Source organism: Lawsonibacter faecis, assembly GCF_014287675.1.
Lineage (GTDB): Bacteria > Bacillota > Clostridia > Oscillospirales > Oscillospiraceae > Pseudoflavonifractor > Pseudoflavonifractor faecis.
In genome coordinates, this window is sequence record NZ_JACOPQ010000008.1 from 26,794 (window position 1) to 52,261 (window position 25,468).

The 25,468-nt window shown below is 65.7% G+C and carries 21 protein-coding genes; 13 read left to right on the forward strand and 8 right to left on the reverse strand.

The window, feature by feature from the left end:
* Nucleotides 1-6 precede the first annotated feature (6 nt).
* Nucleotides 7-6,870, reverse strand: a complete 6,864-nt coding sequence (locus H8S62_RS10990) for a GLUG motif-containing protein (RefSeq protein ID WP_186919345.1) — start codon at nucleotides 6,868-6,870, stop codon at nucleotides 7-9.
* A 211-nt stretch (nucleotides 6,871-7,081) separates the two neighbouring features.
* On the opposite strand from H8S62_RS10990, the gene H8S62_RS10995 reads away from it, so the two are divergent.
* From H8S62_RS10995 to gspM, 8 genes are all read left to right on the forward strand, one after another.
* Nucleotides 7,082-8,764 carry a GspE/PulE family protein gene (locus H8S62_RS10995; RefSeq protein WP_155149558.1) on the forward strand — a complete coding sequence of 561 codons (1,683 nt, stop codon included), beginning with the start codon at nucleotides 7,082-7,084 and terminating at the stop codon, nucleotides 8,762-8,764.
* Nucleotides 8,765-8,775: 11 nt separating this feature from the next.
* A complete protein-coding gene (locus H8S62_RS11000) occupies nucleotides 8,776-9,837 on the forward strand; it encodes a type IV pilus twitching motility protein PilT (RefSeq protein WP_186919346.1) in 1,062 nt (353 codons plus the stop codon).
* Between the two features lie 15 nt (nucleotides 9,838-9,852).
* Nucleotides 9,853-11,064 carry a type II secretion system F family protein gene (locus H8S62_RS11005; protein ID WP_155149563.1) on the forward strand — a complete coding sequence of 404 codons (1,212 nt, stop codon included), beginning with the start codon at nucleotides 9,853-9,855 and terminating at the stop codon, nucleotides 11,062-11,064.
* Between the two features lie 76 nt (nucleotides 11,065-11,140).
* Nucleotides 11,141-11,497 (forward strand): prepilin-type N-terminal cleavage/methylation domain-containing protein, encoded by a 357-nt coding sequence (locus H8S62_RS11010; RefSeq protein ID WP_186919347.1) that lies wholly within the window; start codon nucleotides 11,141-11,143, stop codon nucleotides 11,495-11,497.
* Between the two features lie 149 nt (nucleotides 11,498-11,646).
* Nucleotides 11,647-12,438: a prepilin peptidase gene (locus H8S62_RS11015; RefSeq protein WP_207723508.1), complete on the forward strand. Its 792-nt coding sequence runs from the start codon at nucleotides 11,647-11,649 to the stop codon at nucleotides 12,436-12,438.
* An 85-nt stretch (nucleotides 12,439-12,523) separates the two neighbouring features.
* Nucleotides 12,524-13,525 (forward strand): pilus assembly protein PilM, encoded by a 1,002-nt coding sequence (gene pilM, locus H8S62_RS11020; protein ID WP_155149569.1) that lies wholly within the window; start codon nucleotides 12,524-12,526, stop codon nucleotides 13,523-13,525.
* A 14-nt stretch (nucleotides 13,526-13,539) separates the two neighbouring features.
* Complete coding sequence (locus H8S62_RS11025; protein ID WP_186919349.1) at nucleotides 13,540-14,121, forward strand: hypothetical protein; 582 nt, start codon at nucleotides 13,540-13,542, stop codon at nucleotides 14,119-14,121.
* Nucleotides 14,118-14,693 carry a type II secretion system protein GspM gene (gene gspM / locus H8S62_RS11030; RefSeq protein ID WP_155149573.1) on the forward strand — a complete coding sequence of 192 codons (576 nt, stop codon included), beginning with the start codon at nucleotides 14,118-14,120 and terminating at the stop codon, nucleotides 14,691-14,693. Before H8S62_RS11025 ends, gspM begins: the two co-directional genes overlap by 4 nt.
* Before the next feature lie 94 nt (nucleotides 14,694-14,787).
* Here the strand turns inward: gspM and trxA are convergent, their stop codons facing one another.
* The 3 genes from trxA to H8S62_RS11045 are packed head-to-tail and all read right to left on the reverse strand — an operon-like array spanning nucleotide 14,788 to nucleotide 16,287.
* Nucleotides 14,788-15,105 carry a thioredoxin gene (trxA, locus tag H8S62_RS11035; RefSeq protein WP_155149574.1) on the reverse strand — a complete coding sequence of 106 codons (318 nt, stop codon included), beginning with the start codon at nucleotides 15,103-15,105 and terminating at the stop codon, nucleotides 14,788-14,790.
* Between the two features lie 32 nt (nucleotides 15,106-15,137).
* A complete protein-coding gene (locus tag H8S62_RS11040; protein WP_155149576.1) occupies nucleotides 15,138-15,989 on the reverse strand; it encodes an NAD(P)/FAD-dependent oxidoreductase in 852 nt (283 codons plus the stop codon).
* Complete coding sequence (locus H8S62_RS11045; protein ID WP_186919351.1) at nucleotides 15,979-16,287, reverse strand: metalloregulator ArsR/SmtB family transcription factor; 309 nt, start codon at nucleotides 16,285-16,287, stop codon at nucleotides 15,979-15,981. Before H8S62_RS11045 ends, H8S62_RS11040 begins: the two co-directional genes overlap by 11 nt.
* Nucleotides 16,288-16,536: 249 nt before the next feature.
* On the opposite strand from H8S62_RS11045, the gene H8S62_RS11050 reads away from it, so the two are divergent.
* Complete coding sequence (locus H8S62_RS11050; RefSeq protein ID WP_186919352.1) at nucleotides 16,537-17,406, forward strand: glycosyltransferase family 2 protein; 870 nt, start codon at nucleotides 16,537-16,539, stop codon at nucleotides 17,404-17,406.
* Between the two features lie 89 nt (nucleotides 17,407-17,495).
* Here H8S62_RS11050 and H8S62_RS11055 read toward each other — a convergent pair whose 3' ends face one another.
* The 4 genes from H8S62_RS11055 to H8S62_RS18090 all read right to left on the reverse strand — a co-directional run bounded on the left by H8S62_RS11055 (nucleotide 17,496) and on the right by H8S62_RS18090 (nucleotide 22,539).
* Entirely contained in the window at nucleotides 17,496-17,915 is a 420-nt protein-coding gene (locus H8S62_RS11055) for a YjdF family protein (RefSeq protein ID WP_186919354.1), read from the reverse strand.
* A 284-nt stretch (nucleotides 17,916-18,199) separates the two neighbouring features.
* A complete protein-coding gene (locus H8S62_RS11060) occupies nucleotides 18,200-20,938 on the reverse strand; it encodes a PAS domain-containing hybrid sensor histidine kinase/response regulator (RefSeq protein ID WP_186919356.1) in 2,739 nt (912 codons plus the stop codon).
* 202 nt (nucleotides 20,939-21,140) lie between these two features.
* Nucleotides 21,141-21,752, reverse strand: coding sequence for a class I SAM-dependent methyltransferase (locus H8S62_RS11065; protein ID WP_186919357.1), 612 nt, complete (start codon nucleotides 21,750-21,752; stop codon nucleotides 21,141-21,143).
* A 94-nt stretch (nucleotides 21,753-21,846) separates the two neighbouring features.
* Nucleotides 21,847-22,539 carry a helix-turn-helix domain-containing protein gene (locus H8S62_RS18090; protein WP_243141934.1) on the reverse strand — a complete coding sequence of 231 codons (693 nt, stop codon included), beginning with the start codon at nucleotides 22,537-22,539 and terminating at the stop codon, nucleotides 21,847-21,849.
* 140 nt (nucleotides 22,540-22,679) lie between these two features.
* Between H8S62_RS18090 and H8S62_RS11075 the strand changes: the two genes are divergently transcribed.
* From H8S62_RS11075 to H8S62_RS11090, 4 genes are all read left to right on the forward strand, one after another.
* Nucleotides 22,680-23,630, forward strand: coding sequence for a 2-hydroxyacid dehydrogenase (locus H8S62_RS11075; RefSeq protein ID WP_186919359.1), 951 nt, complete (start codon nucleotides 22,680-22,682; stop codon nucleotides 23,628-23,630).
* Between the two features lies 1 nt (nucleotide 23,631).
* Entirely contained in the window at nucleotides 23,632-23,892 is a 261-nt protein-coding gene (locus H8S62_RS11080) for a hypothetical protein (RefSeq protein ID WP_155149588.1), read from the forward strand.
* A gap of 120 nt (nucleotides 23,893-24,012) precedes the next feature.
* Nucleotides 24,013-24,996 (forward strand): alpha/beta hydrolase, encoded by a 984-nt coding sequence (locus tag H8S62_RS11085; protein ID WP_186919361.1) that lies wholly within the window; start codon nucleotides 24,013-24,015, stop codon nucleotides 24,994-24,996.
* A gap of 71 nt (nucleotides 24,997-25,067) precedes the next feature.
* Nucleotides 25,068-25,415, forward strand: a complete 348-nt coding sequence (locus H8S62_RS11090; protein WP_155149592.1) for a transporter — start codon at nucleotides 25,068-25,070, stop codon at nucleotides 25,413-25,415.
* The last annotated feature ends 53 nt before the right edge of the window (nucleotides 25,416-25,468 follow it).

Here is a 25,468-nt window from a genome sequence, read left to right on the forward strand (position 1 = left end):
TCCCTCTTATTTCCACCAGCTCCCCCAGTGGGTAAACGGCTTCGTCCCGCAGCCCGCGCCGGAGAGCGCGGGATAGGGGTATTTCTCCCGGCTCTGGTAGTAGAGCATATTTTCCAGGGCCGGTCCCATGGAGGGGAAGGCCTTCAGCCGGTTCTCCGCTTTGGCAAAGTCCCCGTCCGTCCAGCGGGTAATCCCGATGTACCCGTAGTCGCAGTAAGGGTCGGCCCCCGGCGCGCCGGCGCCGTAGTTGACCGCCCCGCCGGCCCCGCCCGGCTCGGTATACCGGAAATAGCCGTTGATGGTCATGGTGGCGGGCATGTCGTGGGGCTTCCAATCCATCGGCGGGTCCGCCTTCAGGACGTAGTAGCGCGTTCCATAGGCATTGGAGGTCCCCACATTCATAAAGCCCTCGTAATACTTTTGCTCCGAGTTCACATAGCGGTAGGCCGGAATACGCGCGCTTTTCCCGGCCTCGGCCTTCCCGGCGTACGCCTCCAGGTCCTCCGTGCACCAGTACACCACAATGTCCTTCCCCTCTCTGCGGGCCATCCAGGTGCCGTCCTGAAGCTCGGGGTAGCGCTGCATGGTCTGAACCACGTTCCAGGTGACCGCGCCGCCGGGGGATTTGACCAGCCCGGTGCCGCGGTCCCACTCCCCCTTGACCAGGCGCTCCTCGCCCACGACGTTGGAGTCAATCTGGATGGTGCTGTCGGCCAGGTACTCGGTCACGCTCCTGCAGTCGTCGTCGTTGAAGGTGACGCTCCCGTCGTCGTGGAACTCGGCGGTGGCGGAGGAGTCCATCCGGTTGATGACCTTGGTGGTCTGGAGCACATTGTAGAAGGTCGCCATCGCGGCCAGGATATGGTTCTTTTCGGTCTCCTCGGCGGCCAGGCCCACGCCCTCGCCCAGGAAGCCGCCGGTGCTGCCCGACCGTGCGCCGTCCGGGACGGTCACCGTGCCAACGGAGTAGGCGGACAGAATCGTCCCCGCGTCGGAGCGGCCCACAAAGCCGGCGGCGGCTCCTTCGCCGGACACCGTCACGTTTCCTGCGGCATAGCAGCCCGTCAGCAGCGGAATTACCCCGCCCTCCCCGCTCCCCTTCAGGGTATGGCCCACAAAACCGCCGACCAGGCCGCCCTCAGCCTCTACCCGCCCGGAGGCGTAGCTCTGCTCCACGCGGCCGGAGACGACCTGCCCGGCAAAGCCGCCGGTGCCGCCCTTCTCCCCGCTCACCGGGACGGCGGCGAAGCATTCCAGGATATCGGCCTCTCTGCCCGTGAGGGAGCCTGCGAAGCCGCCGGTGCCGCCCGACCCGTGGCCGGAGACCACAATCCCGCCCTGGGAGCCCCGCGACTTCAGCCACCCGGACATGCGCACGTCGCAGCTGCGGATTTCGCCCTGGGTGATGCTGCCCACAAAGCCGCCCGTATCGCCCCAGCCCTCGACCCGCTTCACATTGTCCACGGAGCAGTCGGAAAGGATGCCCGCGCTGGCGCCCACAAAGCCGCCGGTGCCGCCGCTGCCGCCCGTCACGGAGAGCATCCCGCTTTCTTCATTTTTACCGCAGAGCACTGTATTTGCGCCCAAAAGCACCGTATTCCCGCCCAGACGGCCCAGGAAGCCGCCCACGTCGGCGGTCCCGGTACGGCTCAGGTCCAGACTGACGCCCGCGAGGCTCCCGCCGGGAAGGGTGACGATCAGCTTGTTGGTGCTGTCCGCGCCCGCGCCGGCTGCCAGCGAGCCGATGTATCCGCCGAAAGCCGCGCCGCCGGCGCCGCCGGTCTCCCCGCTCCAGAACAGAGCGCAGTCTTCCGCCTCCAGGCTCTCTTCCGTCAGGGTGATGGGGCACAGCGCCCGGATGCGGCCGAAGAAGAGGCCGTAGGCGCTCTCCCCCTCCGCTCCGGAGGCATAGACCTCGCAGCCGTCCAGCTCCACACTGCCCAGGGTCAGGACGGCGTCCTTGCGGTCGTTATAAAGGTTGCCGATGAAGGCGGCGCCGCCGTGGCCAATCAGGTTTTTGCTGCCCGTCATCCCCTCCACCGTCACCTTGGTATCCTCCACGGAGATCTCCTCCAGGGAGACCGCCCCTCCGCCGCGGGTGTTCAGGATGAGCGCCCCGGCAAAGCCGCCGGTGCCGAAGGTGATGTTCCGGTCGCTGCTGGTGCCGACGGCGGGGATTTCGCTGAGGGTGCTCACCCGGGCGTCCTCCAGCTCAATGTCGCCCTCCAGCGAGATCGCCGCCTCGTTGATGATCTGGCCGAAGACGCCGCCGGCCAGGCGGGATGCGGCGACCGCCGCGCCGGTCACCTCCAGATCCGCCACCGTCCCACCGGACAGCCGTCCCACCGCGCCGCCGGCCAGAGCGCCGGCGGTAATTTCGGCCCGCTTTACTTCAATGTTCTCCAGAACGGTCTCCGCACCGCTGACACTGCCCGCCAGCCCGCCAGCCCGGGTGCCGGACCGGTGGCTGACGGATACGTTTTCCACCGTCAGGCCGGTAATCTGCGCGTTCCTCACATAGCCGAACACACCGGAGCCGTCGGCGGCGGTATAGGTCAGATTGGCGAGGGTTCTCCGGGACTTTTCCCCGTCCTCCCCTTCCGCCGCCTTGCCATGGTAAGCGCCCTGGAACTCCACGGCGGCGGAGCCGATGGGGTCGGTCAGCACCCGGTACGGCTGATAGCTGGCGTCGGCGGTCAGGTTGGCGTCGAAATAGGTGGTGGTATACCGGCAGTCCTCTCCCAGATCCAGATCCCGCTCCTGCACGTAGGTGCGCTGCGCACCCCAATAAGCGCTGTTGACCTGGGCCGCCAGGGAGGCGAAGTGCCGCTCCGTGCGGATACAGGCGGTGACGCCGCCCTCCACCGACGGCTCCTGGTTGACCGCAATGGCCGACTTGGCAAAGTGGGGGCTGTACCAGAAGGTGCGCTCCCGCCCCGCGGCGTCCCGGACGGTCAGGTACTGGTAGAAGCGGCGCTCCGCCGTCCCGGCGGACACCGTCATCCGCCCGGAGAGGAACAGGGGCAGGTACTCCGCCTGCACGCCGTCCTTGGTGAGGCTGATGGTCTTGCCGCTGCCCAGCGGCTTCCCTCCATACTCCACGTCTATGTTCTTCTTGGCGTCATGATAGGTAAATTCCGCGGCGGTCTTCAGGTAGTTTCTGGTGAGCACGGTGCCGGCTCCGCTGCGCCAGCTGGCAGTGAGGTATTTCTCATTGGTCAGCTGAGGGAAGGGGATGCCGTTGTAGTGATTGCTGTTTTTCCCGTCCTCCCGGAACAGCAGCGCATAGCCGTCCTGGATGATGGGCAGGTCGTCCCGCAGCTGCGACTCATCCAGCCCCAGGCCGGGATGATAAAACGCGATGGTGTAGCGCCCGTTCTTCTCCCGATAGACCTCATAGTACGCCATCTCCAGATTGGCAAGGTCGCTCAGGGGCCAGTCGCCGTAGTGGTCCAGGGCGGAGATGAGGGGGAAGGGGTACGTCTTGCCCTTCAGGGAGGCGGACTCCGGATGGGACCGGGCGGCGGTGGCCTTGGTCCAGGACGCGCCCAGATTCAGGGCGCTCAGCTCGTCATAGCTCATCGGCACGCCGGCCTCGGCCCTGGTGCTGGCGCTCAGGTCCTCCTGCTCCAGATAATAGCAGCTTCCGATATTCAGGGACCCGCTTTTGTACATAAAATTGTTGATTTCCCTGCCGGAGATGGAGGAGAGCGCGGCATAGCACCGGGACAGGCTGCCGCCCCATGAATTCTCCAGCAGGAAGCCGGCTGCACTGTCGGCGGCCTCCACGCTGAGCAGGGCATAGCAGTCGCTGATGGCGCCGGTACTGCTGACGGCGAAGCCCGCAGCCTGCCTGCCGGAAACATGGTTGTCGGCGTAGCTGCCCTGGACTGCACCGTTGACGACGCCGCCCACCAGTCCGGCGGCGGAGCCTTCCGGCGCGGCGACTTCGGCGTTTGCCGCAAAGCAGTTGACGATTTTGCCGTCCCTGCTCTCGCACACCAGCCCGGCGGCCATGCCGCCGGAGGCCTTCACGCTCACGCCGTCGACCCCGCAGAAGCTTATATTGCCGTTTATGTTTTGACCCACCAGCCCGGCGGCCGCGCCATTGGGAACGCTGATGGAGGAGTCGGCCACGGTGCAGTTTAGGACGGAACCGTTGTTGAGCTCGGCCAGAATGCCGCCGCTGCCGCCATTCAGAGTCATATCCGCCCGCTCGATACGGATGTTCCGCACCGTGACGCCATAATTTATGCCGGCAAAGAGCGGCTGGTCCAGCCCTGTGATCTTCTGGCCTTCTCCGCCGTCTATCACGCTGCCGCTCCAGGTCGTCGGGGTGACAGAGGTCCACTGCTCCATCCGGATATCATGGGTCTGGAGCCAATAGGAATTGCCGCCCGCCTGAATGCTCATATTGGAAATCTGGGGCTGAGTCCTCAGCTCAAACGGATAGTCCGAGGTGCCCAGCTTACCGACGTCCTCCCCGCTGACAACAGTTTTCGCAAACAGGGGGTTAAAATAATAGGTTGCCGCCAGCTTCCCCGACCAGAAGCCCTCCTCTTTCTGCTCCAGAGCCACATAGCGGCCGGAATTGGTTTTCTTGGAGAGGATATTCAGCGTCTCGTCTGTAAAGGGATAGAGGACTCCGGCCTCCTCCAGCGGTATCGCGGCTGCGAACAGATTGGTAAGGGTGGCGCCGTCAGCCACATAGTAGTATTTATCCGGGGCGGCGCCGCCGCTTGAGGCCAGAATGCCGTACGACGCGTGGATAATGGATACCTCGTTGCCCTTCAGCGTGGACACGTACTGCCCGCCTGCGAGACCCGCCAGGCCGTAGGCGCCGTCGCTGTACGCTTCATAGTAGACGACCCCCTTGAACGCGCCGTCATCCTCGGGCTCCGGCTCGGCGGGCCAGTCGCCGTAGTGGATTAGGCCCCTCAGCCCCGGGAAGGGATAGCCGCCTGTGCCGCCGTAAGGCTTTGAGGTCATGCTTGCGGCGGCAATCCATGCGCCGCCGTTGGCGGCAAAGCAGGTTTTCAGCTCGCCGTAGGTCAGCGCCCTGCCGAAGCCGTCGGCGCTCTGGCTGGGTTCGGACCCATCCCAATAAAAGGAGTTGAACGCGTACCCGCCCGGGGCGAGGCCGTAGGTTCTGCCGCTCCCCGGGGCGAACCGGGCGGCGCTGTAGCAGTCCGTTATCTGTACGTCGCTTCCGCCGGTCAGCAGGCCCGCCGCCACGTCGCCCTTGAGCTGTCCCAGGGCGTAGCAGTTTTTCACATCGGCGCTGCCGAGCGCCGTGCCAGCGAGCCCGCCGGCGTTGCTCCCGGAGGAGACGCCGCCCTGCCACACTCCGCCGTCCAGCCAGCCGCTGTCGGCATAGCAGTTCAAGACGCCGCCCCCCGTCAGCAGCCCCACGAGGCCGCCCGCGGTGCTGCCCGCACCCGTGGCAACGACGGACGGCACGCTGGCGGAGCAGTTCCTAATCTCGCAGCCATCAGCGGCGCCGATCAGACCGCCCACCGCCCCCGCCGCGGTGATCCGGCGCCCGGCGAAATCCCCCTCGGCATAGACCTGGCAGTTTTCCACCGTGGTATTCCGGGCGTACCCAATCAGGCCCCCCGTGGAGCCGGACGCCCCCGAGATGGAGATATTCTTCAGGCGGACGTTGGCCACCTCTCCGCCTCTCATCTCGGCAAAAAGCCCCCCGTTCCCCCCATCGCTTTGGATGGAAAGGCCCGAGATGCTGTTCCCCCGCCCGTCAAAGGCAGTCAGGGCTTGGTTGACAATCGGCTGAAAATTTCCGGCGCCGTCCCAGATAATCTCTTTGTTCTGGACGGCGGCGGCGACCCCCGCCTCCACCCCGGAGAACGCCCGGCTCAGATTCTGCAGGTGGCGCCTGTTGGCCACATCCACCGTCCCGCCTTCTCTGCCGCCGAACAGGCTGTTTGCATACCGATTGCTCTCCGCGCCCGGCCAGTCGGCCTTATCCGTGCCGGTGGCGGCGACCGATACGGTCACGCACAGGTCGGCCCCCGGCGCGATCCCGCTGCCGGAATACAGCGCTTGAAACTGTTTTCCGCTTTCGAGGCTGTCCAGCAGGAGCTTATAGTAAGCGGCGCCGTCTCCGGTCTCATACGTCAGCAGGCCCGGGTATCGGTTCCAAACCTGACTCTGATCGCTATCCCGGAAGCGAAATACCGCCGCTTTGCCGGGGTCGCCGGCGTCCGCCACGGTAACGGTGTATTCCGTCGCCTGGGCCGGTATCAGCTTGACGTAGAACTGATCCTTCTCCCCGTCGTCCAAAATGTAGAAGTCCGGCAGATCGCACTGGCCGATCTCCGGCCGCTTGACCGCGGAGCCGCCGTAGTAGCCCAGCATGGGCGAATGCGTCCTGCGCTCTCCCCTGTCCTCCCGCGGTAATCCGCCGGGGTATCCGGTTATTTCCGCCTCGGCGTAAAAGACGCCGTAGACCATGGCGGTCTCCCGGTTGTACTCAATGATGTAGAAGCCGCCCCGCACCGTCTCGTCGATGGACCCGGCGGGCAGGAGCGCGCCGGCCCCGTCCTGGGTGACGTAGCGGTAGCCCCTGCCCCCGCCCCAATCCAGTCCGGTGACGCCGAAGTCCCCCGGCTGCTCCATCTGCGTCCCGTTGAGGCTGTCCAGCGCCCCGGCGGAGCGCAGGGCGGTCAGCCGGTTCTGGGCGGCTGCGAAAATCTCCCTGGCGCAGTCGTCCAGCTCGGTCATTTTCAGGTTCGCCCGGATTGAGACGACGGACGGTATTGCCACACCCAGCAGAATCACAAGGATTCCGACGGCCACCAGCATCTCCGCCATGGTAAAGCCGGCCCGGCCCCTGCCGCCGCGTTTACCCACATCCGCTCACCCCTTGCCGACATCTTTTCTCTTGTGCTTCAATATAACATCAATGAGCCGAAATGTAAACAAAACCATCTTCTGTGGAATCCCTGCGCTTTCCTGTGATTTTCCTTGCATTCCGAAGGGCGGACGAGTATAATTAGAAAAAAATTTGGTTTTTCGCCTTGATACTTGTAACTGGGAGCCGCCCGGGGAGGGAGCTGCGGACATGGCATACGAACGCCTGGGTGATCTGCTGATGAATATCGGCCTTATCAGCCATGAGGAGCTGGACCGCGCGCTCTCGCTGCAGAAGGGCTCCAAAAAGCGCCTGGGCGACATTCTGACGGAAAACGGCTTTATCACCGAGCAGCAGCTTATCGAGGCGCTGGAGCTCCAGCTGGGCATTGAGTTCATCGACCTCTCCAAGACCGTCCCCCCGCCGGAGATGGCGCAGGTGCTCTCCAAAAACATCGCCAGGAAGTACGACGTGGTCCCGGTCCGCGTGGACCGCGACTCCATCTATCTGGCCATGAGCGACCCGCTGAACTTCGTCGCCGTGGAGGAGGTCAAAACCGCCACCCGCAAGCGGGTGGTGCCCATGATCGCCACCGGCGAGGCGGTGTCCCGGGCCATTATGACCCTCTACGGCAACGAGGGCGCGGCCCGGGCCATTGAGGACATGAAGCGGGAGGCCCGTGACAGCGACGCGGCCCCCGTCAGCAGCGTCAGCATTCTCGACAGCGACGTACAGTCCGCCCCCACCGTGCGGCTGGTCAACTCCATCATTGAGCGCGCCGTGGTGGAGCGGGCCAGCGATATTCACCTGGAGCCCCAGGAGGGCGAGGTACGGGTCCGGATGCGGATTGACGGCCTGCTGCGCAACATCCTCACCGTGCCCAAGAGCCTGCAGTCCTCGGTCATCTCCCGGCTGAAGGTCATGGGCGGCATGGACATCGCCGAGCGGAAGGTCCCCCAGGACGGGCGGGCCAACATCACCGTCCGCCACGGCGAGGTGGACCTGCGCATGTCCACCCTCCCCACCATCTACGGGGAAAAATTCGTCATCCGCCTGCTGGACAAGAACGTCCAGCTTCTGGATACCGCCGCCCTGGGCCTTGCCGGACTGGACCTCGCCAAGTACAATGAGCTCATGACCGCCCAGAGCGGCGTCCTCCTCATTGTGGGCCCCACCGGCTCGGGCAAATCCTCCACCATGTACACCATGCTCCGCCAGCTCAACACCGAGCAGGTGAATCTGGTCACCCTGGAGGACCCGGTGGAGTACCACCTGGACGGCATCAGCCAGGTGCAGATCAACGAGAAGACGGGCATGACCTTCTCCGAGGGCCTGCGCTCCATCCTCCGCCAGGACCCGGACATCATCGCCGTGGGCGAGATCCGGGACGGCGAGACCGCCAGCATCGCCATGCGGGCCGCCATCACCGGCCACCTGGTCCTCTCCACCGTCCACACCAGCAACGCCGCCGCCGCCATCGACCGCCTGCTGGACATCGGCGTGGAGCCCTATCTGATTGCGGGCGCCCTGCGGGGCGTCATCTCCCAGCGGCTGGTGCGGCGGGTCTGCCCCCAGTGCCGCCGGGAATATACGCCTCCCGAGGCCGATCTGGAGTCCCTGGGGCTGGACGGCAGCCACACCTTCTACCACGGCGTGGGCTGCCCCATGTGCTTCCACACCGGCTACCGGGGCCGGACGGGCGTGTTTGAAATCCTGCCCATCCGCCGGGAGCTGCGCCGGGGCATCGCCGACGGGCTGGACCGGGAGCGTCTGCGCGCCCTCATCGGCCAGAGCGATTTCGTCTCCCTGGCCGACAACTGCCGCCGGCTGGTGCTGGAGGGCGTCACCACCGTGGGGGAGGCCCTGCGGGTCATCAACTCCGCGGATCTGTGAGGTAATAGCTGATGAGCGAATATACTGTGGACGCGCTGATCGCCGCCGCCGCGGAGCGGGGCGCGTCCGATCTCCATCTGGTCTGCTCCCTGCCCCCCCAGCTGAGGGTGGACGGGACGCTCTCCGCACTGGAGGGGGCGGCCCCCCTGACCCACGAGGACTGCGAGGCCTATGCCGACGCGCTGTCCTGCGGCTGTGCCGAAGCCATCCGCGGGTGCGGCGAGCTGGATTTGGCCCGGACCGTCGGCGGCGTCCGGGTGCGCATCAACCTCTTCCGGCAGCAGGGCCATGTGTCCGCCGCCGTCCGCCTGCTCAGCGACAGGATCCCCCGGCTGGACCGGCTGGGCCTCCCCCCCGCGGTCACGGGCCTGACCGGGCTGCGCCGGGGCATCGTGCTGGTCACCGGCGAGACGGGCAGCGGCAAGTCCACCACCCTGGCCGCCCTGCTGGACGACATCAACCACCGCCGGGGCGGCCACATCGTCACCCTGGAGGACCCCATCGAATACCTCTACACACCGGACAAGGCGGTTATCAACCAGCGGGAGGTGGGCCGGGACACCGCCAGCTACGCCGACGGCCTCCGGGCCGCCCTGCGGGAGGACCCGGACGTGGTCCTCATCGGCGAGATGCGGGACCTGGACACCATTGAGACCGCCCTGGCCGCCGCGGAGACCGGCCACCTGGTCTTCGCCACCCTCCACACCGGCTCCGCCGCCGACTCGGTGGACCGGATAACCTCCGTCTTCCCCCAGGGCCGCCAGCAGCAGATCCGGATGCAGCTGTCGATGACGCTGCAGGCCGTCCTGTCCCAGCAGCTCCTCCCCCGGGCGGACGGCGCCGGCCGGGCGCTGGCCTGCGAGGTGCTGATGGTCAACTCCGCCGTGCGCAACCTGATCCGCGAGGGCAAGACCCCCCAGATTGCAAACACCCTGGCCACCTCGGCCAGGGACGGCAGCCTCACGATGGACAACGCCATCCTCAAGCTGTACCAGAGCCGGACCATCTCCGCCGCCACCGCCCGGGCCTGGGCCCGGGACCCGGAGTACCTGAAAAAAACCATCCCCGGATAAAGGAGCGCTGATGCGATGGCCGCATTTAAATACAAAGCCATTTCCCGGGACGGCGCGAACGTGACCGGCGTGGTGGAGGCCTACGACGAGTTCGAGGCTGTGGAGAAGATTAAGGAGACCTGCCGCATCGTCACCTCCATCTCGGAGGCCACGGCGGCCGCCGGGTTTCTCCAGAAGGAGATCGTCCCCTCCAAAATCAGCCAGAAATCCCTGGCCCTGCTCTGCTCCCAGTTCTCCATTATCCTCACCGCCGGTCTGCCGGTGGTGAGGGCCGTCGAGCTTATCGCCGTCCAGACGGCCGATAAGCAGCTCAAAAAGCTGCTCAGCCAGGTGGCGGAGGATGTGGCCGGAGGCTACAGCCTGGCCCAGAGCTTTGAGAACAAGGGCGGCAAGCTCCTGCCCTCCACCCTCATCGAGACCCTGCGGGCCGGCGAGGAGTCCGGCACGCTGGAGATCGCCTTCCAAAAGCTCCACGTCTACTACGACAGGTCCTACAAGGTCAAGGCCAAGGTCCGCTCCGCCATGATGTACCCCATCTTCCTGTGCGTGCTGGCCGTGGCGGTGATCGCTTTCATCATGGGGTTCACCATGCCGGTCTTCACCGATATGTTTTCCTCCATGGATATCGACATGCCCCTGCTGACCCGGGCGCTCATCGGGTTTTCCCGGTTCTGCGGGCGGAGCTGGCCGCTGCTGCTGGCTGTTGCGGCGGGCTTGATAATCGGGCTCAAGTACTACTCCGCCACCGAGGCCGGGCGGATGCGCCTGTCCCGGCTGCAGCTCCGGCTGCCCGCGCTGGGGAAGGTGGCCGTGATGAAGGGGGCCAGCCAGCTTGCCAACACCATGTCCACCATGCTGGCGGCGGGCCTGCCCGTCATCCGCTCCGTGGCCGCCACCGCCCGGGTGATGGATAACTACTATATGGGCACCCGCCTGTCCTCCGTGGTGGTGGGGCTGGAGGAGGGCCGCCGCCTGGGCGACTGCCTGAGGGAGTGCGGATGCTTCCCGGACATGCTGGTGGAGATGGCCTCCGTCGGCGAGGAGTCGGGCTCCCTGGAGGAGACGCTGGACACCATCTCCACCTACTACGACAGCGAGGTCACCGTGGCCACGGAGCGGGCGCTGAGCATGATTCAGCCCGCCATCACGGTGGCGATGGGCGCGATTATCGGCGTGCTGGTCATCGCACTCTACCTGCCTATGTTCAGTATGTATAACGGTATGTAACCGTATATTCTCCGGGCAAAGAGGACCCCGGTCAATATAGAGCAAAATCATAATTATATAGAGGAGTGGATTCCCCATGAAAACGGTCCTGGCAAACAAGCTGCGCAAAAACAAAAAAGGTTTTACCCTGGCGGAACTCTTGGTCGTCGTCGCAATCATTGCTGTACTGGTCGCTATTGCTATTCCCACTTTTAGCAGTTCTCTTGAGAAAGCCAAGGTAGCCACCGATCAAGCAAATGTTCGTGCATGGTATGCAGAGTGCTTAATCTCTAACATGACCGATGATACCGCGCTCCCAACTGCCTACCCCAATGATGATAGCCTCGTCGCTGATGGTGCAAAGGTTGAAGTTACCGGAACAACTGCTGATACATTCAAAGTTACTTACACTGCTAAGAGAGATGGCAGCAGTGTTACTTTCCCTGACAAGTAATATATCAGTCCCCCCGCGGAAGCGGGGGCAAAGGACCCGCCTTCGGGCAGGCCCCTTGCCCGCGCTTCCGATTTGTTGTCGCCCAGTCCTTCCGCGCCACTGCCGGTTTCCTATTGCTTATCTCTTATTACTTAGAAAGAGGCTGCGCCGTGCTGCTGTATGACTCCCCGGCCCTGACGGCCTATCTGCTGCTGCTCACCGCCCTGCTGGGGCTGGTCATGGGCAGCTTTCTCAACTGCCTGGCCTGGCGGCTGGCCCACGGCGAGGCCGTCTCCAAAGGCCGCAGCCACTGTCCCGCCTGCGGCCATACCCTGGCCGCCCGGGATTTGATTCCCCTCTTCTCCTGGCTGCTGCTGCGGGGCAGGTGCCGCTACTGCGGCGGGCGGATCTCCCCCCGCTACCCGGCGGCGGAGCTGGTCACCGCCCTGGCCTACGTGTCGGTGGCGGCCCGGTACGGCCTGACCCTGGACGCCCTGCGGGGCCTGGTTCTGCTCTCCCTCCTCATCGCCGCCTCCCTGGTGGATCTGGAGGAGGGCTGGATTCCCGACCGGCTGGTCCTGGCGGGGATCGGGGCCTTTGTGCTCCTCGCCCTGCCCGACGCCGCGCCCCTGGCGGCCCTGGGCCGGGGGCTGTTCGGCGCTCTGGCGGTCACGCTCCCCCTGCTGGCGCTGGTGCTGCTGGCGGACCGGCTCCTGGGGCGGGAGACCATGGGCGGCGGCGATATCAAGCTGCTGTTCATGCTGGGGCTGTACTTCGACTGGAAACTGAATCTGCTGCTGCTGATCGCGGCCTGCCTGCTGGGGCTGGGGCTGGCGCTGATTCTGGGCAGGGCCCGGCCGGGCGCCCCCTTCCCCTTCGGCCCCGCCCTGGCCGCCGCCGCGTGGTTCGTCCTGCTGGCGGGCCGGGGCGTGCTGGACTGGTATCTGGGGCTGTTTTTTTAGATAACCGCTGTCAGCGCGCCCGCGCTTTCAATCCGCTCTGCGCCTGTGAGCAGGCGCTCCAGACCAAGGAAAGGCCTGATTCCCGATGAAACAAATTCCCATCGGCATCGATATCGGCGAGAGCGAGATCAAGTTCGCCCTCTGCGACGCCGGCTCCATCCGGCGGCTCATCTCCGAGCCGGTCCCGGAGCAGCTGGTACGGGAGGGCAAGGTGGTCTCGCCCGAGGCCATGTCCTCCTTCCTGCGGGAGACCGCGGCCAGGCACCGTATCTCCGGCCGCTGCTGCGCGGTGGTCCTCCCCGCGGCGCTGGCCTTCACCCGGCGGACGGTGATGCCCGCCATGACGGTGGAGCAGCTGCGCATCAACCTGCCCTACGAGTTTCGGGACTACATCACCCAGGAGAAGGACAAGTATTTTTATGACTACGCCCTGCTGAACATGGAGTACGGCCCGGACGGCGAGCCCAGGCAGATGGAGCTGATGGCCGCGGCGGCCGCCAAGTCCACCATCCGGGAATACCTGGAGATGTTCCGCCGGGCCGGCTTCCAGATGGCGCTGGCCGCGCCGGAGGAATTCGCATACGCGGCCCTCATCCGCCTCTACGAGAAGCGGAATCCCAAGGCGGCGGGCCAGGAACACTGCTTCATCGACCTGGGCCACAGCGCCGTGCGGGTGCATATCTACACGGGCGCCCGCTTTGAGGTCACCCGGGTGGTGGACCGGGGCGGGGCCGCGCTGGACGCCGCCATCGCCGACAGCCTCAACGTGGACGAGCATATCGCCCGGACCTACAAGCTGGCCGACCACAACGGCTGCCTGGGCCTGGAGGCCTGTCAGAGCGTCTACCGGAGCATCGCGGTGGAGATTATGCGGGCCATCAATTTTTACGGCTACAACAATCCCTCCAGCGCCCTCGGGCACGCATGGCTCTGCGGCGGCGGCACGCACAACGCCCTGCTGCTGGAGCACCTGCGCGAAATTATCAAGCTGGAGCTGCGCCCCATCGACGAAATGCTGCCCCCGGTGAACGCCGACAGCGGCCTGACGGCGCTCTGCCCGGCCGCCGTGGGCATCACCCAGCAGTAAAGGAGGGCGGCACATTGGTCCTGACGAAAAAGAAAAAATACCCGTCCAAGACGACGGTCAACCTGGCCATCCGCGAGCGGTCGCCCCGGCGGATCTCCCGGGTGGTGTGCTTCCTGGCGATTCTGGCGGTTCTCGTGGGCCTGTTCTCCAAGTTTGCGGTCATCGACCGGCTCAGCGCCGCCAACCAGGCCCAGGCCGACGCGGCCCGGGCCCAGGCGCTGCTGAACCAGCTCCTGGCGAACAATTCCGACTACGAGTCCGTCCGTGTGGAGTACTCCCGGTACTTCTCCGCCGACCTGACGGAGAACGGCGCAGCCGCGGTGGACTGCATGGAGGTGCTGGAGCTCATCGAGTCCCGGCTGATGCCCCGGGCGGGCATCTCCTCGGCCAGCTTCTCCGGCAGCCAGCTCTCCCTCCAGCTGGTGGGCATCGATTTGGACGGCGCCTCCGCCCTGCTGGCCGATCTGGACGACAGCCCCATCGTGGCCGGCGTGGAGCTCTACACCGCCGACGCGGGGGACGCCCTCGCCCCCAGCGCGGACGCCTCGGTCTCCATGACCATCACCCTCATCCCGGAAGGGGGCGGTGCGCAATGATGACCAGAAAGCTGACCCTGCGGGAGAAAATCCTGTTTTTGATTCTGGCCCTGCTGCTGGTCTCCTACGGGTACTACCTGCTGGTCCACCAGCCGGTATCCGCCGCCATCGCCGACGCGCAGATCCGGCAGGCCGACGCGGAGACCCAGATCATGGTGGAGCAGATCAAGGCCCAGCGCCTCCAGGAGATGGAGGACGCGCTGGCCCAGCTGGCGCTGGAGCCCCAGGGGACCGTCTCGGAAATCGCCACATACGACAATGTGCAGAATGTGGTGCGGACGCTCAACAGCGCCCTCTCCCCCGCCGACAGCTATAATCTGGTGTTCAGTCCGGTCACCTTCGAGGGGCATATCGCCAGCCGCACCATCGACATGCTCTTCTCCTGCGGCAGCTATACCGACGCCCGGGGCATCATCAGCCGGCTCTACGCCTCGCCCTACCGGTGTGCCATCAGCGCCCTGAGCCTGACGGCCCGGAACACGGACGGCGCGCCCCGGCTGGACCGGGACGGGGTGTCCGTCAAGCTGACGATTACCTTCTTCGAGTATGCGCAGCAGGCGGCGGCTGAATAGAGACGGCGAAAAGCGGGTGGGAGCAATTGCTCCCACCCGCTTCAGACACGCAAAAAATGCCGGAGGGATTTCCCTCCGGCATTTTTGACGGGCTTTACAGGTTTGCGTCCAGAATGGCGGTATAGGCGTCAGCGGGCATCACGCCCACCTTGCGGTCAATCTCCCTGCCGCCCTTGAAGAAGATGACGGTGGGGATGCTCATCACGCCGTACTCGCCGGCCAGGGCCTGCTCGTCGTCCACGTTCACCTTGCCGATGACCGCCTTGCCCTCGTACCTGCCCGCCAGATCGTCAATCACGGGGGCCAGCATCTTGCAGGGGCCGCACCAGGAGGCCCAGAAGTCCACCATGGTAATGCCGCCGGCGGAGATCGCCTTGTCGAAACCTTCCTTGTTGAAATGCAAAGTCGCCATAATCGTTGCTTCCTTTCTGAATAAAAAATAGATTATTTATGTTTGTCAAGGTATTCCGCCGCGCGGTGTCCGGCCACCAGGCCCTCGCCCACGGCTTTGGAAATCTGGAGGGGCAGCCCCGTGCAGTCTCCCGCCGCGAAGACGCCGGGGATGCTGGCGGCCATGTCCCGGTCCACGGCCACATAGCCGTCCCGCAGGGCCAGCCCCGGCAGCAGATCCGTGGGGGCGATGGCCGCCCGGAGGATGAAGACCCCCGCGCAGGAGAGCTCCCGCCCGTCCGCCCGGACGCCGGTGACGGCCTTCTCCCCCAGCACTTCAATCCGGACGCCCTTCACGAAGGGGATGCCGCCGTGCAGGCCCTCGGGCTCCCTTGGGGCCACATAGGTGACGCGGCAGCCGATCTCCTGCAGAAAATTGGCCTCCTCGGGCGCCTCGCTGGACCTGCCCACCACCACCACGTCCCTGCCGCGGTAGAGCATTCCGTCGCAGGTGGCGCAGTAGCTCACGCCCGCGCCGAGATGCTCCGCCTCGCCGGGATACTTGACCCCCCGGGCCACGCCGGGGGCCAGGACGACCGCCCCGGCCTGGGCCATGTCGCTGCCGATACTGATGTAGAATGCGCCGTTCATCTGCATGATATTCAGCGCCCGGCCCGTTTTCCGCTCCACGCCCATGGAGTCCGCGTGCTTTCGGAACCGCTCCAGCAGCTCCGGCCCCCGTATCTGGGGCAGGCCCAGGTAGTTGTCGATCCGCTCGGTCTTGTAGATGGGGCCGTCCCGGTCGTCGCCGCTGATGACCACCACCGACTTGTTCCGCTGCCGGGCCTGGACCGCCGCCGACAGCCCGGCGGGTCCGCCGCCGATGACGGCGATGTCATACGCCATGCTCCTCCTCCTTCCTGCCGCCGAAGAGCGCCGCCACGATGGCCGCAATGTGCTCCCGGTCGTCCACGTCGTAGTATACCTCGTTGCCGGAACGGGATGCCTTCACAATGCCCGCCGCCTTCAGGCGCATCAGGTGCTGGGAGATGCAGGACTGGGACTGGCCGATGTTGGCCTCCATACAGCCCACGTTGTGGCATCCGGTGGTCAGCAGGCCCCGGACGATGCGCAGCCGCACGGGATGGGCCAGGGCCTTCAAAAGCTCCGCCTTCTCCTCGTACAGTGCGAGAGAGTCGTTCACGTTCCTCACCTCACATTCGTTTTTTCTAATATCATTATATTCAAATATTCTAATTTGTCAACACCTGTTTTACAAAATTTTTCGGACAGGGCCGGAGGCCGCCTTCCGGCGGGCGGAGCGCCGGACAGACGGGGCATCCCGCCGCCCCGGAGGCTGCGGCGCTCCGGGCCCCCGGCGGCGGTTTTCTGTTGGCAGCGCCTCATGATTTTGGTATAATCGTATCAACTGAGTAAAGAGAGGTGCGGCCCCTTGGAACAGCCGATGGTAAGTATTATCGTACCCGTCTATAATGTGGAGCCCTACCTGGGCCGGTGCCTGGACAGCATCCGCTGCCAGACTTTCCGCGACTTCGAGGTGCTGATGGTGGACGACGGCAGCACCGACGCAGGCGCCGCCCTCTGCCGGGCCTACGCCCAGGGGGACCGCCGCTTCCGCCTGCTGGAGCAGCGCAACGCCGGGGCCTCCGCCGCCCGGAACCTGGCCATGGACCACGCCCGGGGGACCTACCTCCAGTTTGTGGACGCCGACGACTGGCTCGCCCCCGACGCCACCGCCGTCTTTCTCCGCCTGGCCCAGTCCACCGGGTGCGATCTGGCGGTCTCCTGGTTTTACCGGGTGGACGGGGAGCGCTGCGCCGCCCGGGGCCATATCCGGGGCGGGCAGGTCCTCACCCGGCAGGAGTACGCCGAGCACATGGTAAAGGCCCCCGCCAATTTCTACTACGGGGTTCTGTGGAACAAGTTCTACCGCCGGGCCATCGTGGAGGCCCACCACCTGCGCTGTCCCGCGGACGTGAGCTGGTGCGAGGACTTTCTCTTCAACCTGGACTACATCGCCTGCTCCCGGCTCGTCGCCACCGTCCAGGAGCCGCTCTACTACTACCGGAAGCGCTCTGCCAGCATCGTCAACACCCAGGCCACCCTGCGCAGGACCATCGAGACCAAGCGCATGACCTTCAACGAGTACAAGGAGCTCTACCGCCAGCTCGACCTCTACGAGAAGCGCAAGCCCCAGATCTACCGCTATCTCCTCTCCTCCGCCACCGACGGCGGCGTGGGGCCCCTCTCCAGGCCCCTGGAGCCGGAGGATGGGGAGCGGGAGGGCGCGGGCCGGGCATAGAGGGCGCAGGCGTTCCCGCCCCAAAACCGCGTAAGGCGCCCGGGCGGTCCATTGGGACCGCCCGGGCGCCTTACGCGGTTTCATCTGTGCTAATGTCCACGGTGCTTTTCCTTGCGCTTTTCTTGGCGGATTTGGAACTTCCGCTCCTCCTCCGCCCTGTCCCTGTCCCGGCTCCTCTCCCGCCGCTCCCGCTTGTTCTGCTCCCGTTGGAGCTGGAGGGCCCGCTGGGCCCTGGTGCCCACGCCGGCGCGCTCCAGCTGCTCCGCCGCCCGGCGCTGCATACGCTTGGGGTTGGGCCTGTCCGGCCTGCGCGGGGCCGCCGCAACGGGCGGGCTGAACGCCAGCGTGTGCCAGTGCGAGAGCAGGAAGCCGTAGACCTCGCAGTCCCTGGGCTCCGCGCCGAAGGTGATCTTGCACACCTCCAGCGCGTCCTGGTCCTCCCGCTCGCAGACGGCCACCCAGAACGGTTCCTCGAAGCAGACGGTGAGCCTTGTATAGCCGCAGTCCATATTCAGTTCCTCCCATTCGATTTGCCTGCGGAGAAGGGACAACCCATGGGAGGGCAGGTTACTGAGGCGCTGAACCGGTGGGACAGGCCGGCGGCGCCCGTCCGGATTACCGACCGGACCATGTTTTTATCTCCGCGCAACCATCTTAGCACCCCGGCCCCGAAAGCGCAAGGGCCTGGCGGGGCAAGCGCCCCGGAACGCGCGGCAGTGTCATAAATTGAAGGCATTCGGCGCGCGCGCTGTCCAAGACCTTTCATTCAGATCCGGTGCGCACAGAGGGGCCGTCACAGGGTCCATCTCCGCAGCACCTGGACCAGCAGCGCCATGTCGATGGGCTTGGGAATATGGTCGTTCATGCCCACGCTCCTGGCCTTGCTGATGTCGGAGACGAAGGCGTTGGCCGTCAGCGCCACGATGGGCACCCGCTCCGCGTCCTCCCGGTCCATGGCGCGGATGGCGGCTGTGGCGTCATAGCCGTTCATCACGGGCATCTGGATGTCCATCAGGATGGCGTTGTAGTACCACGGCGCGGACGCGCCGAACAGTTCCACGGCCCGGGCGCCGTTTTCCGCGCACTCCACCGTGACGCCCTGCATCTGCAGCAGCTCCGCGGCGATCTCCCGGTTCAGGTCGTTGTCCTCCACCAGCAGCATCCGCTTCCCCAGCAGCCCGGAGGCGGGCTCCTCCTCCCAGTCGCCCGCGTCCTCCGGCCTGCCGCTCTCGCAGAAGAGCTGCAGCACATGCAGCATCTTGGACTTGAAGAGGGGCTTGGTGATAAAGGCGTCGGCCCCGGCGCTTAAAAATTCGTCCTCAATGTCGGAGTAGTCGTAGGCCGAGATGATGATGATGGGCACATCCTCGCCCAGCTCCCCCCGAATGGCCTTTACGGTCTCCAGGCCGTCCATCCCGGGCATTTTCCAGTCCAGGATAACGGCGAAATAGCCGTCCCCCCTCTCGTGGGCCAGCGCCACCCGCTCCAGGGCCTCCGCGCCGGACAGGACCCATTGCCCCCTCATCCCCAGCTCGTCCAGGAGCATCGCGGCGTTTTCGCATACGATCTGGTCGTCGTCCACCACCAGCACGCTCAGGCCCGCCAGCTCGTCGTCCCGGGCCACCTCCTCGGCATGGTACTGCAGCGGCACGGTCACGGTGAATCGGCTCCCCTTCCCCAGCTCGCTCTCCACGTCGATGGTGCCGTTCATCATGTGGATGATATTCTCGGTAATGGCCATGCCCAGCCCCGTGCCCTGGATCTTGCTGATGCGGCTGTCCTCCGCCCGGGTGAAGGGCTCAAAGATATGGGGGAGGTAGTCCGGGGCCATGCCGATGCCGTTGTCGGTAAAGACGAACTCAAACTGTCCCTTGCCCGGAATGGAGGACTCCTTCTCCCGGATGACCAGGGTGATTTTCCCGCCGTCGGGGGTGTATTTGACGGCGTTGGAGAGCAGATTCATAAAGACCTGCCGCAGGCGGTCCCCGTCGGCCACAATCTTCTCGTGCCTCACCTGCCCGACGATGACCTTCAGCTCCTGCCCCTTCTCGGCCACCAGGGGCTTGCACATATCGTAGACGCCCTCCAGCAGCTTGGGCAGGTCGATGTCCTCCGGCGAGAGGTCGATTTTCCCGCTCTCGATTTTGGACATATCCAAAACCTCGTTGATGAGGCTGAGCAGATGCCTGCCGGACACGTCGATCTTGCCCAGGCAGTCCCGCACCCGGTCCGGTGCGCTCAGATTCGCCCGGGCAATCGCCGTCATGCCCATAATCGCGTTCATGGGGGTGCGGATATCGTGGGACATGGAGGAGAGAAAGTCGGTCTTGGCGGAGTTTGCCACCCGGGCCGCCTGGTAGGCCTCCTCCAGCGCCCGCCGCTGCCGGCCCTGCTCGGTGCGCTCCTCGGTCACGTCCAGGCCGATGGTGTAGAAGGAGGGGATGCCGTCCCAGCTCTCCTCCCCGCTCACGTAGCACAGCGTGATGGTGACAATCCGCTGCTCGCCCGAGCGCCGGATCAGCCGCACCTCGTAGACCAGGTGCTGCCCGGTCTCCCGGATGCCCCGCAGCCCGTCCAGCATCCGCTCCAGGTCGTCCGGGTGGACGTAGCCGCACTGGGAGTGGAGCTCGCGTTCAAACTGCTCGGCGGTATAGCCGATCATCTCCAGGAAGTCGGCGCCGTACCAGAGGATGGTGCTCATGTCCCGGGCGTCCAGCCGGGCCAGGCCGCCGGGGATGGTCCGCAGCAGCGCCGCCCTCTCCCGATCCTTCTGGGCCAGCTTGTACTCCGCGCTGTACATATCGTGGGACAGCTCAATCCGGGCTCTGTGCCCGTGCCAGTTCACAATGCGGTTTTTGATCATGAAGGTCCGCTCCAGCACCGGGTTGTCAAACTGCCACTCGTACCACGCGTCATAGGTAAGCCTGTCGTTGGTGCAGAAGGGGCAGGGCGACGTCCGGCCCTGTATGACCTCGTAGCACTTGCGCCCGCACACCTCCTCGCTGGTGCGCTTCAGCGTGCTGGCGGCCTCCCGGTTGACATAGAGCAGCTCGTAGCTGTCCATGTCGCAGATGTAGACGTTTCCCGCGTACTCGTCCATCATCATCCGGAAATACCGGTCCCTCTCCCCGCAGCTTGCGGCCAGTTCGCTCACGTCGGTGAGCACCAGGTAAAAGACGGGGCAGCCGTCCGCCCGCCCGCCGTCCAGGGTGGCGGTCATGCGCAGCCAGGCGGCCCCGCCGTCCCCCCCGGGGGCCCGGCAGGTCCAGGCGGCGCTTTGTGCCCCGTTTTTCAGCATTTCCGCCAGCTCCGCCTCAATCACGGCGAAGTCGGCGGGGTATTCCCCGTAGAGCCGCCCCAGCGACCGCATACGGGAGGGGACCTCCGCCTGTGTGCAGCCCAGCGCGGCGCAGAAGCGCCCGTTGGCCCACAGGAAGGGGTAGTCCTCCTCCAGCAGCAGTCTGCCGGCTGCAACCCCCACCCGGTCTAATAAAGCGCCTTGCTCCCCGGCCGTCCATTCACGCTGCTTCATACCTCGCATTGCTCCTTCCGCCCTCCGGCGCTCCGCCGCGGCAGTCTGGGACAAAAAGCCCTGAATCATATTATATCTAAACCGCTTTCCAAAAGCAACGAGGGATCGCGCCCTGGGATCAAATTTCTTCGGAAAACACGTCCAAAAAAGGGGAGGGAACCGGGTAAATACGCCCGGTTCCTCCCCTTTTCGCCGTTCACCGCTACCGGATGCCCCAGGCCAGCAGGCTGGTGGCGTCGATTTTCCGGCACTCCCCGCCGTGGAAGCCCGCCGCGTCCAGCAGGCCGCGCAGCTCCTTCCGGCCGTAGAGACGCACATCCCCCTCACGGCTGAGGGGCAGCAGCAGGTTCATCAGCCCCCGGACCGCGCCGGGCGCGGTGCAGTCCCCCAGGAGGAACACCCCGCCGGGGCTGAGCACCCGGGACACCTCGGCCAGCACCGCCCGGGGATCGGGGTAGTGGTGGAAGGAATCGCTGCACAGCACCACGTCGAACACGCCGTCGCCGAAGGGGAGCCGCTCCGCGTCCCCCCGGACCAGCTCCGCCCGGTCTCCCAGCTTCTCCCGGGCCACGGAGAGCATCCCCTCCGAGAGGTCCAGCCCGGCGCACCGGGCCTTCGGCGCCTGCTCCAGAAAGCGGGCGAGCAGCTCCCCCGTGCCGCAGCCCAGATCCAGCACCGCGGCGTGGGGAATCTGCATCACCTGTGACAGCAGCACGCCGTAGAGCTTCCGGGCGTGATCGCCGAAATGGCCCGTGTCATAGTCCGCGGCCTGCCCGTCAAAGGCCCTGCGGGATTTCTCTTGGTAGTCGTTCATAATCCATACTCCTTTATTGAATTTCGTTCATTGAATCTCGTTCACTCATTTGCCGGTTTTTACCCCGGCGCGGCTCAGCCGCGCCGGGGCGTGGTCATCGGTCGTTCAAAATCAGCTCGGCGTATCGGCGCAGAAGGGCGACCCGCGCCTCCATGGGGGTCTCCCCCTCCCCCATCAGCCCCACCTGGGCGTGGAGGAGGTAACTGGCCGTCACCTCCGGGTGCTCCAGCCGCAGCTCCCCCCGGGCGCAGGCGTCCCGGAACTCCTCCGCCACATGGGGCAGGAGATAGTCGCACATCTGCATGCTGAGCCGGTCGTGGATGGCGCGGTTCTCCGGGCGGTGGTAAAACTCCCGGTAGCGGGCGCGGCCGTCAAACCGGCGGCTGGGGTCCTCCCCCTCCGGACGGCCCCGGCGCTGGTCCCGGCGCTCGGCCCGCTCCTCTCTCCGGCCCTCCCGGCGCTCTCCCCGGCCCGGCCCGGCCTCGGGCAGCTCCATCGCCAGGGTCAGCTCCGCCATGGCGTCCATCCGCGCCGCGATGGTGCGGCCGCGGTCGTGGATGATGGGCAGGGCGGCGGCGCAGCACTCCCGCACATACTGGCCCATCGCCTCGTGAAAGAGCTTCTGCTTGGAGTCGAAGTAGCGGTAGCACAGCCCCTGCACCACGTCCATCTCCCTGGCGATATCGGCCATGGAGGTCTCCTCGTAGCCCCTCTCGGTAAACAGCCGCATGGCCGTGTCCAGAATCTCCTGCCGCCGCTCCTCCGGCGGCTTTGATATCCGCGGCATTCTTCTCACCTCTCCGTCAGTATAAACCGGCGCTGAACAAAAGTCAATGACTAATATTCACTCGTTATTTATTGACTTTTTGCCCCGGGCTGTTATGATAACTTTACGGAAATCATATCACGCCCGGAGGTATTTAACTTATGAATCAAAAAACGGTGGTGCTCAACGCCGCCAAAATGGATTACGACGGGAGGCTGGACCTATCCCAGCTCTCCCCCGATCTGACCGTCTACCCCGACAGCGCGCCGGAGCAGATTTTGGAGCGCATCCGGGGGGCCGCGGTGGTGGTCACCAAGGAACTGGTCATTGACGCCTCCCTCCTCTCCCGGTTCCCCGACTCGGTGAAGCTCATCTGCGAGGCGGGCACCGGGTACAACAACCTCGCAATGGACGCCGCCCGGGCCAAGGGCATCACCGTGTGCAACATCCCCGCCTACAGCACCCAGCGGGTGGCCCAGACCGCACTGATGCTGATGCTCAACCTCTCCTCCTCCATGGGCGCCCAGCTCGCCATGCTCGCCCGGGGGGACCGCAGCAATTTTACCGACTGTCTGAAGGTGGACCATGTGGAGCTCAACGGCAAGACCCTGGGGCTTGTGGGCACGGGCAACATCGGCAGGGCGGTGGCCCGGGCGGCCCAGGCCCTGGACATGGAGGTGCTGGGCTGGGCCCGCACCCCCCGGCCGGACGCCGGGGGCATCCGCTATGTCCCCATGGAGGAGCTGCTCAGGCGCAGCGACTACCTCTCCCTCCACTGTCCCCTCACCCCCGAGACCCGGCACCTCATCGGCGCGGACAGCCTGGCCCGGATGAAGCCCACCGCCTTCCTCATCAACACCTCCCGGGGCGCGCTGGTGGATGAGGCCGCCCTCATCGCGGCCCTCCGGGCGGGGACCATCGCGGGCGCGGGACTGGACGTGCAGGAGACCGAGCCCCCCGCCCAGGACAGCCCCCTCTACACGATGGAAAACGTCATCCTCACGCCCCACATGGGCTGGAAGGGCCTGGAGACCCGCCGCCGGCTCGTCTCCCTCCTGGCCGGGAATATCCGGGCGTTCTTCGGGGGAAGGCCCATTAACGTGGTGTCGTGATATGAGAAAAATGTCCCGGTTTTGGGCCAGGCTCTGCGTCATACTCGTGGCGGTCTTCTGCGCCGGCCTCCTGCTGACCTGCCTGCTGCCCCGGCCCTGGATGATCGCCCTGGACATACTCAGCCTGGCGGGCTTTCTGTGCGTCAAGTTTCTAGCCCTGCGCTGCCCCCGCTGCGGCTGGGGCGGTGCGGTCCCACAGTGGTCCCGCAGCGGGACGCTCCACTGCCCGAAGTGCGGCGGCCTGCTGGAGTATGACCGTTAGCGCCCTCCCGCCGCGGGCCGGGCGGCCCGCCGTTTCTGCGCACGCCCGTTAACGCCGCGGCGGCGCGGATGAACCAATGCTGTGTTTTGAATATTTAAAGAAGCGCGAGGTACCTTTTTCATGAGAACAACCGGATCAACGCCCGGAAAACGCCTCTGGCCCAGGGTGCTGGCCGCCGTCCTGGTGCTCCTGGCGGTCCTGGCCGCCGCCGTCCTGGCCCTTGTGGGCAACTACTTCTACAATTTCGCCCTCAATCCCCGCTCCCCCGCCGCCTTCGCCCCCACCGCCGACGTGGTGGGCAGCGACGCGGGCACCTCCGGAGACGGGGCCACCAAGAGCGACAACCTGTGGCTGGTGGAGAACGCGGAGGACGTCTCCCTCACCAGCCGGGACGGCCTCGCCCTCCACGCCTACCGGGTGGAGGGCGCGCAGCCCCACCGCTACGCCGTGGTCTGCCACGGCTACCAGTCCAACGCCTCCCAGACCGGCGGCTTCGCCCGGCGGTTTCACGACATGGGCTATACCGTCCTGGCCCCCGACGCCCGGGGCCACGGCCTCAGCGGCGGGGACTATATCGGCATGGGCTGGCCGGAGCGGCGGGATATTGTGGACTGGTGCGCTCAGATTGCCGCCCAGGACCCCCTGGCGGAGATTGTCCTCTTCGGTATCTCCATGGGCGGCGCCACCGTTATGATGGCCTCCGGGGAGGCGGACCTCCCCGCCAATGTGAGGGCCGTCGTGGAGGACTGCGGCTATACCTCCGCCTGGGACGAGTTCGCCGGGCAGCTCAGGGAGCTGTTCGGCCTGCCCGCCTTCCCCATTCTGGACGTCACCAATCTGGTGACCCGGCTCCGGGCGGGCTGGGACATGAGGGAGGCCAGCGCGGTAAACCAGGTGGCCAGATCCGTCACCCCCACCCTCTTCATCCACGGCGACGCGGACACCTTCGTCCCCTTCTGGATGCTGGACGCGGTCTACGGGGCCGCCGCCTGTGAGAAAGAGAAGCTGGTTGTCCCCGGCGCGGCCCACGCCCAGGCCGCCGCCGTCGACCCGGAGCTCTACTGGGGCACGGTGGAGGAATTTCTCGCCGGGCACGTGGGCTGACGGCGGGAGGCCCCGCCGCCGCCCTTCCCCGCCCGTGGGGGCTGTGAGCTCCGCCGGGGCAGGGGCATCATGTGAAAGAGGTGGAACGCTTGGATATCCTGCGCAATTTTGCCGCCACCCTCACCGCCGGGGTCACGGTGGGCTTTCTGTTCGGACTCGTGAAGTACCTCTCCCGCCCCAGCTACACGCCCAGGCAGGTGGAGGCGGCGGACAAGCTCAAGCGGCATATCTCCTCCGCGCTGAAATTTCTCACCGCCTTCTGCCTGGTGGTGGGCCTCATCTGGACGGTCTATTACCTGGTGCTGGGCGTGCTGGACCCGGCGCAGGCGGAGTATGCCACCAACCTGTCCCAGCTCATTGTGTCCGTGCTGACCGTCATCTCCATCATCTTCGCCTTCTTTGAGTTCCTGCGCCGGTGAGCCTTTCATGCTGCGGGTCTCTTGCCGGCGCGGGCGGAAGGAATGTAAGCCAT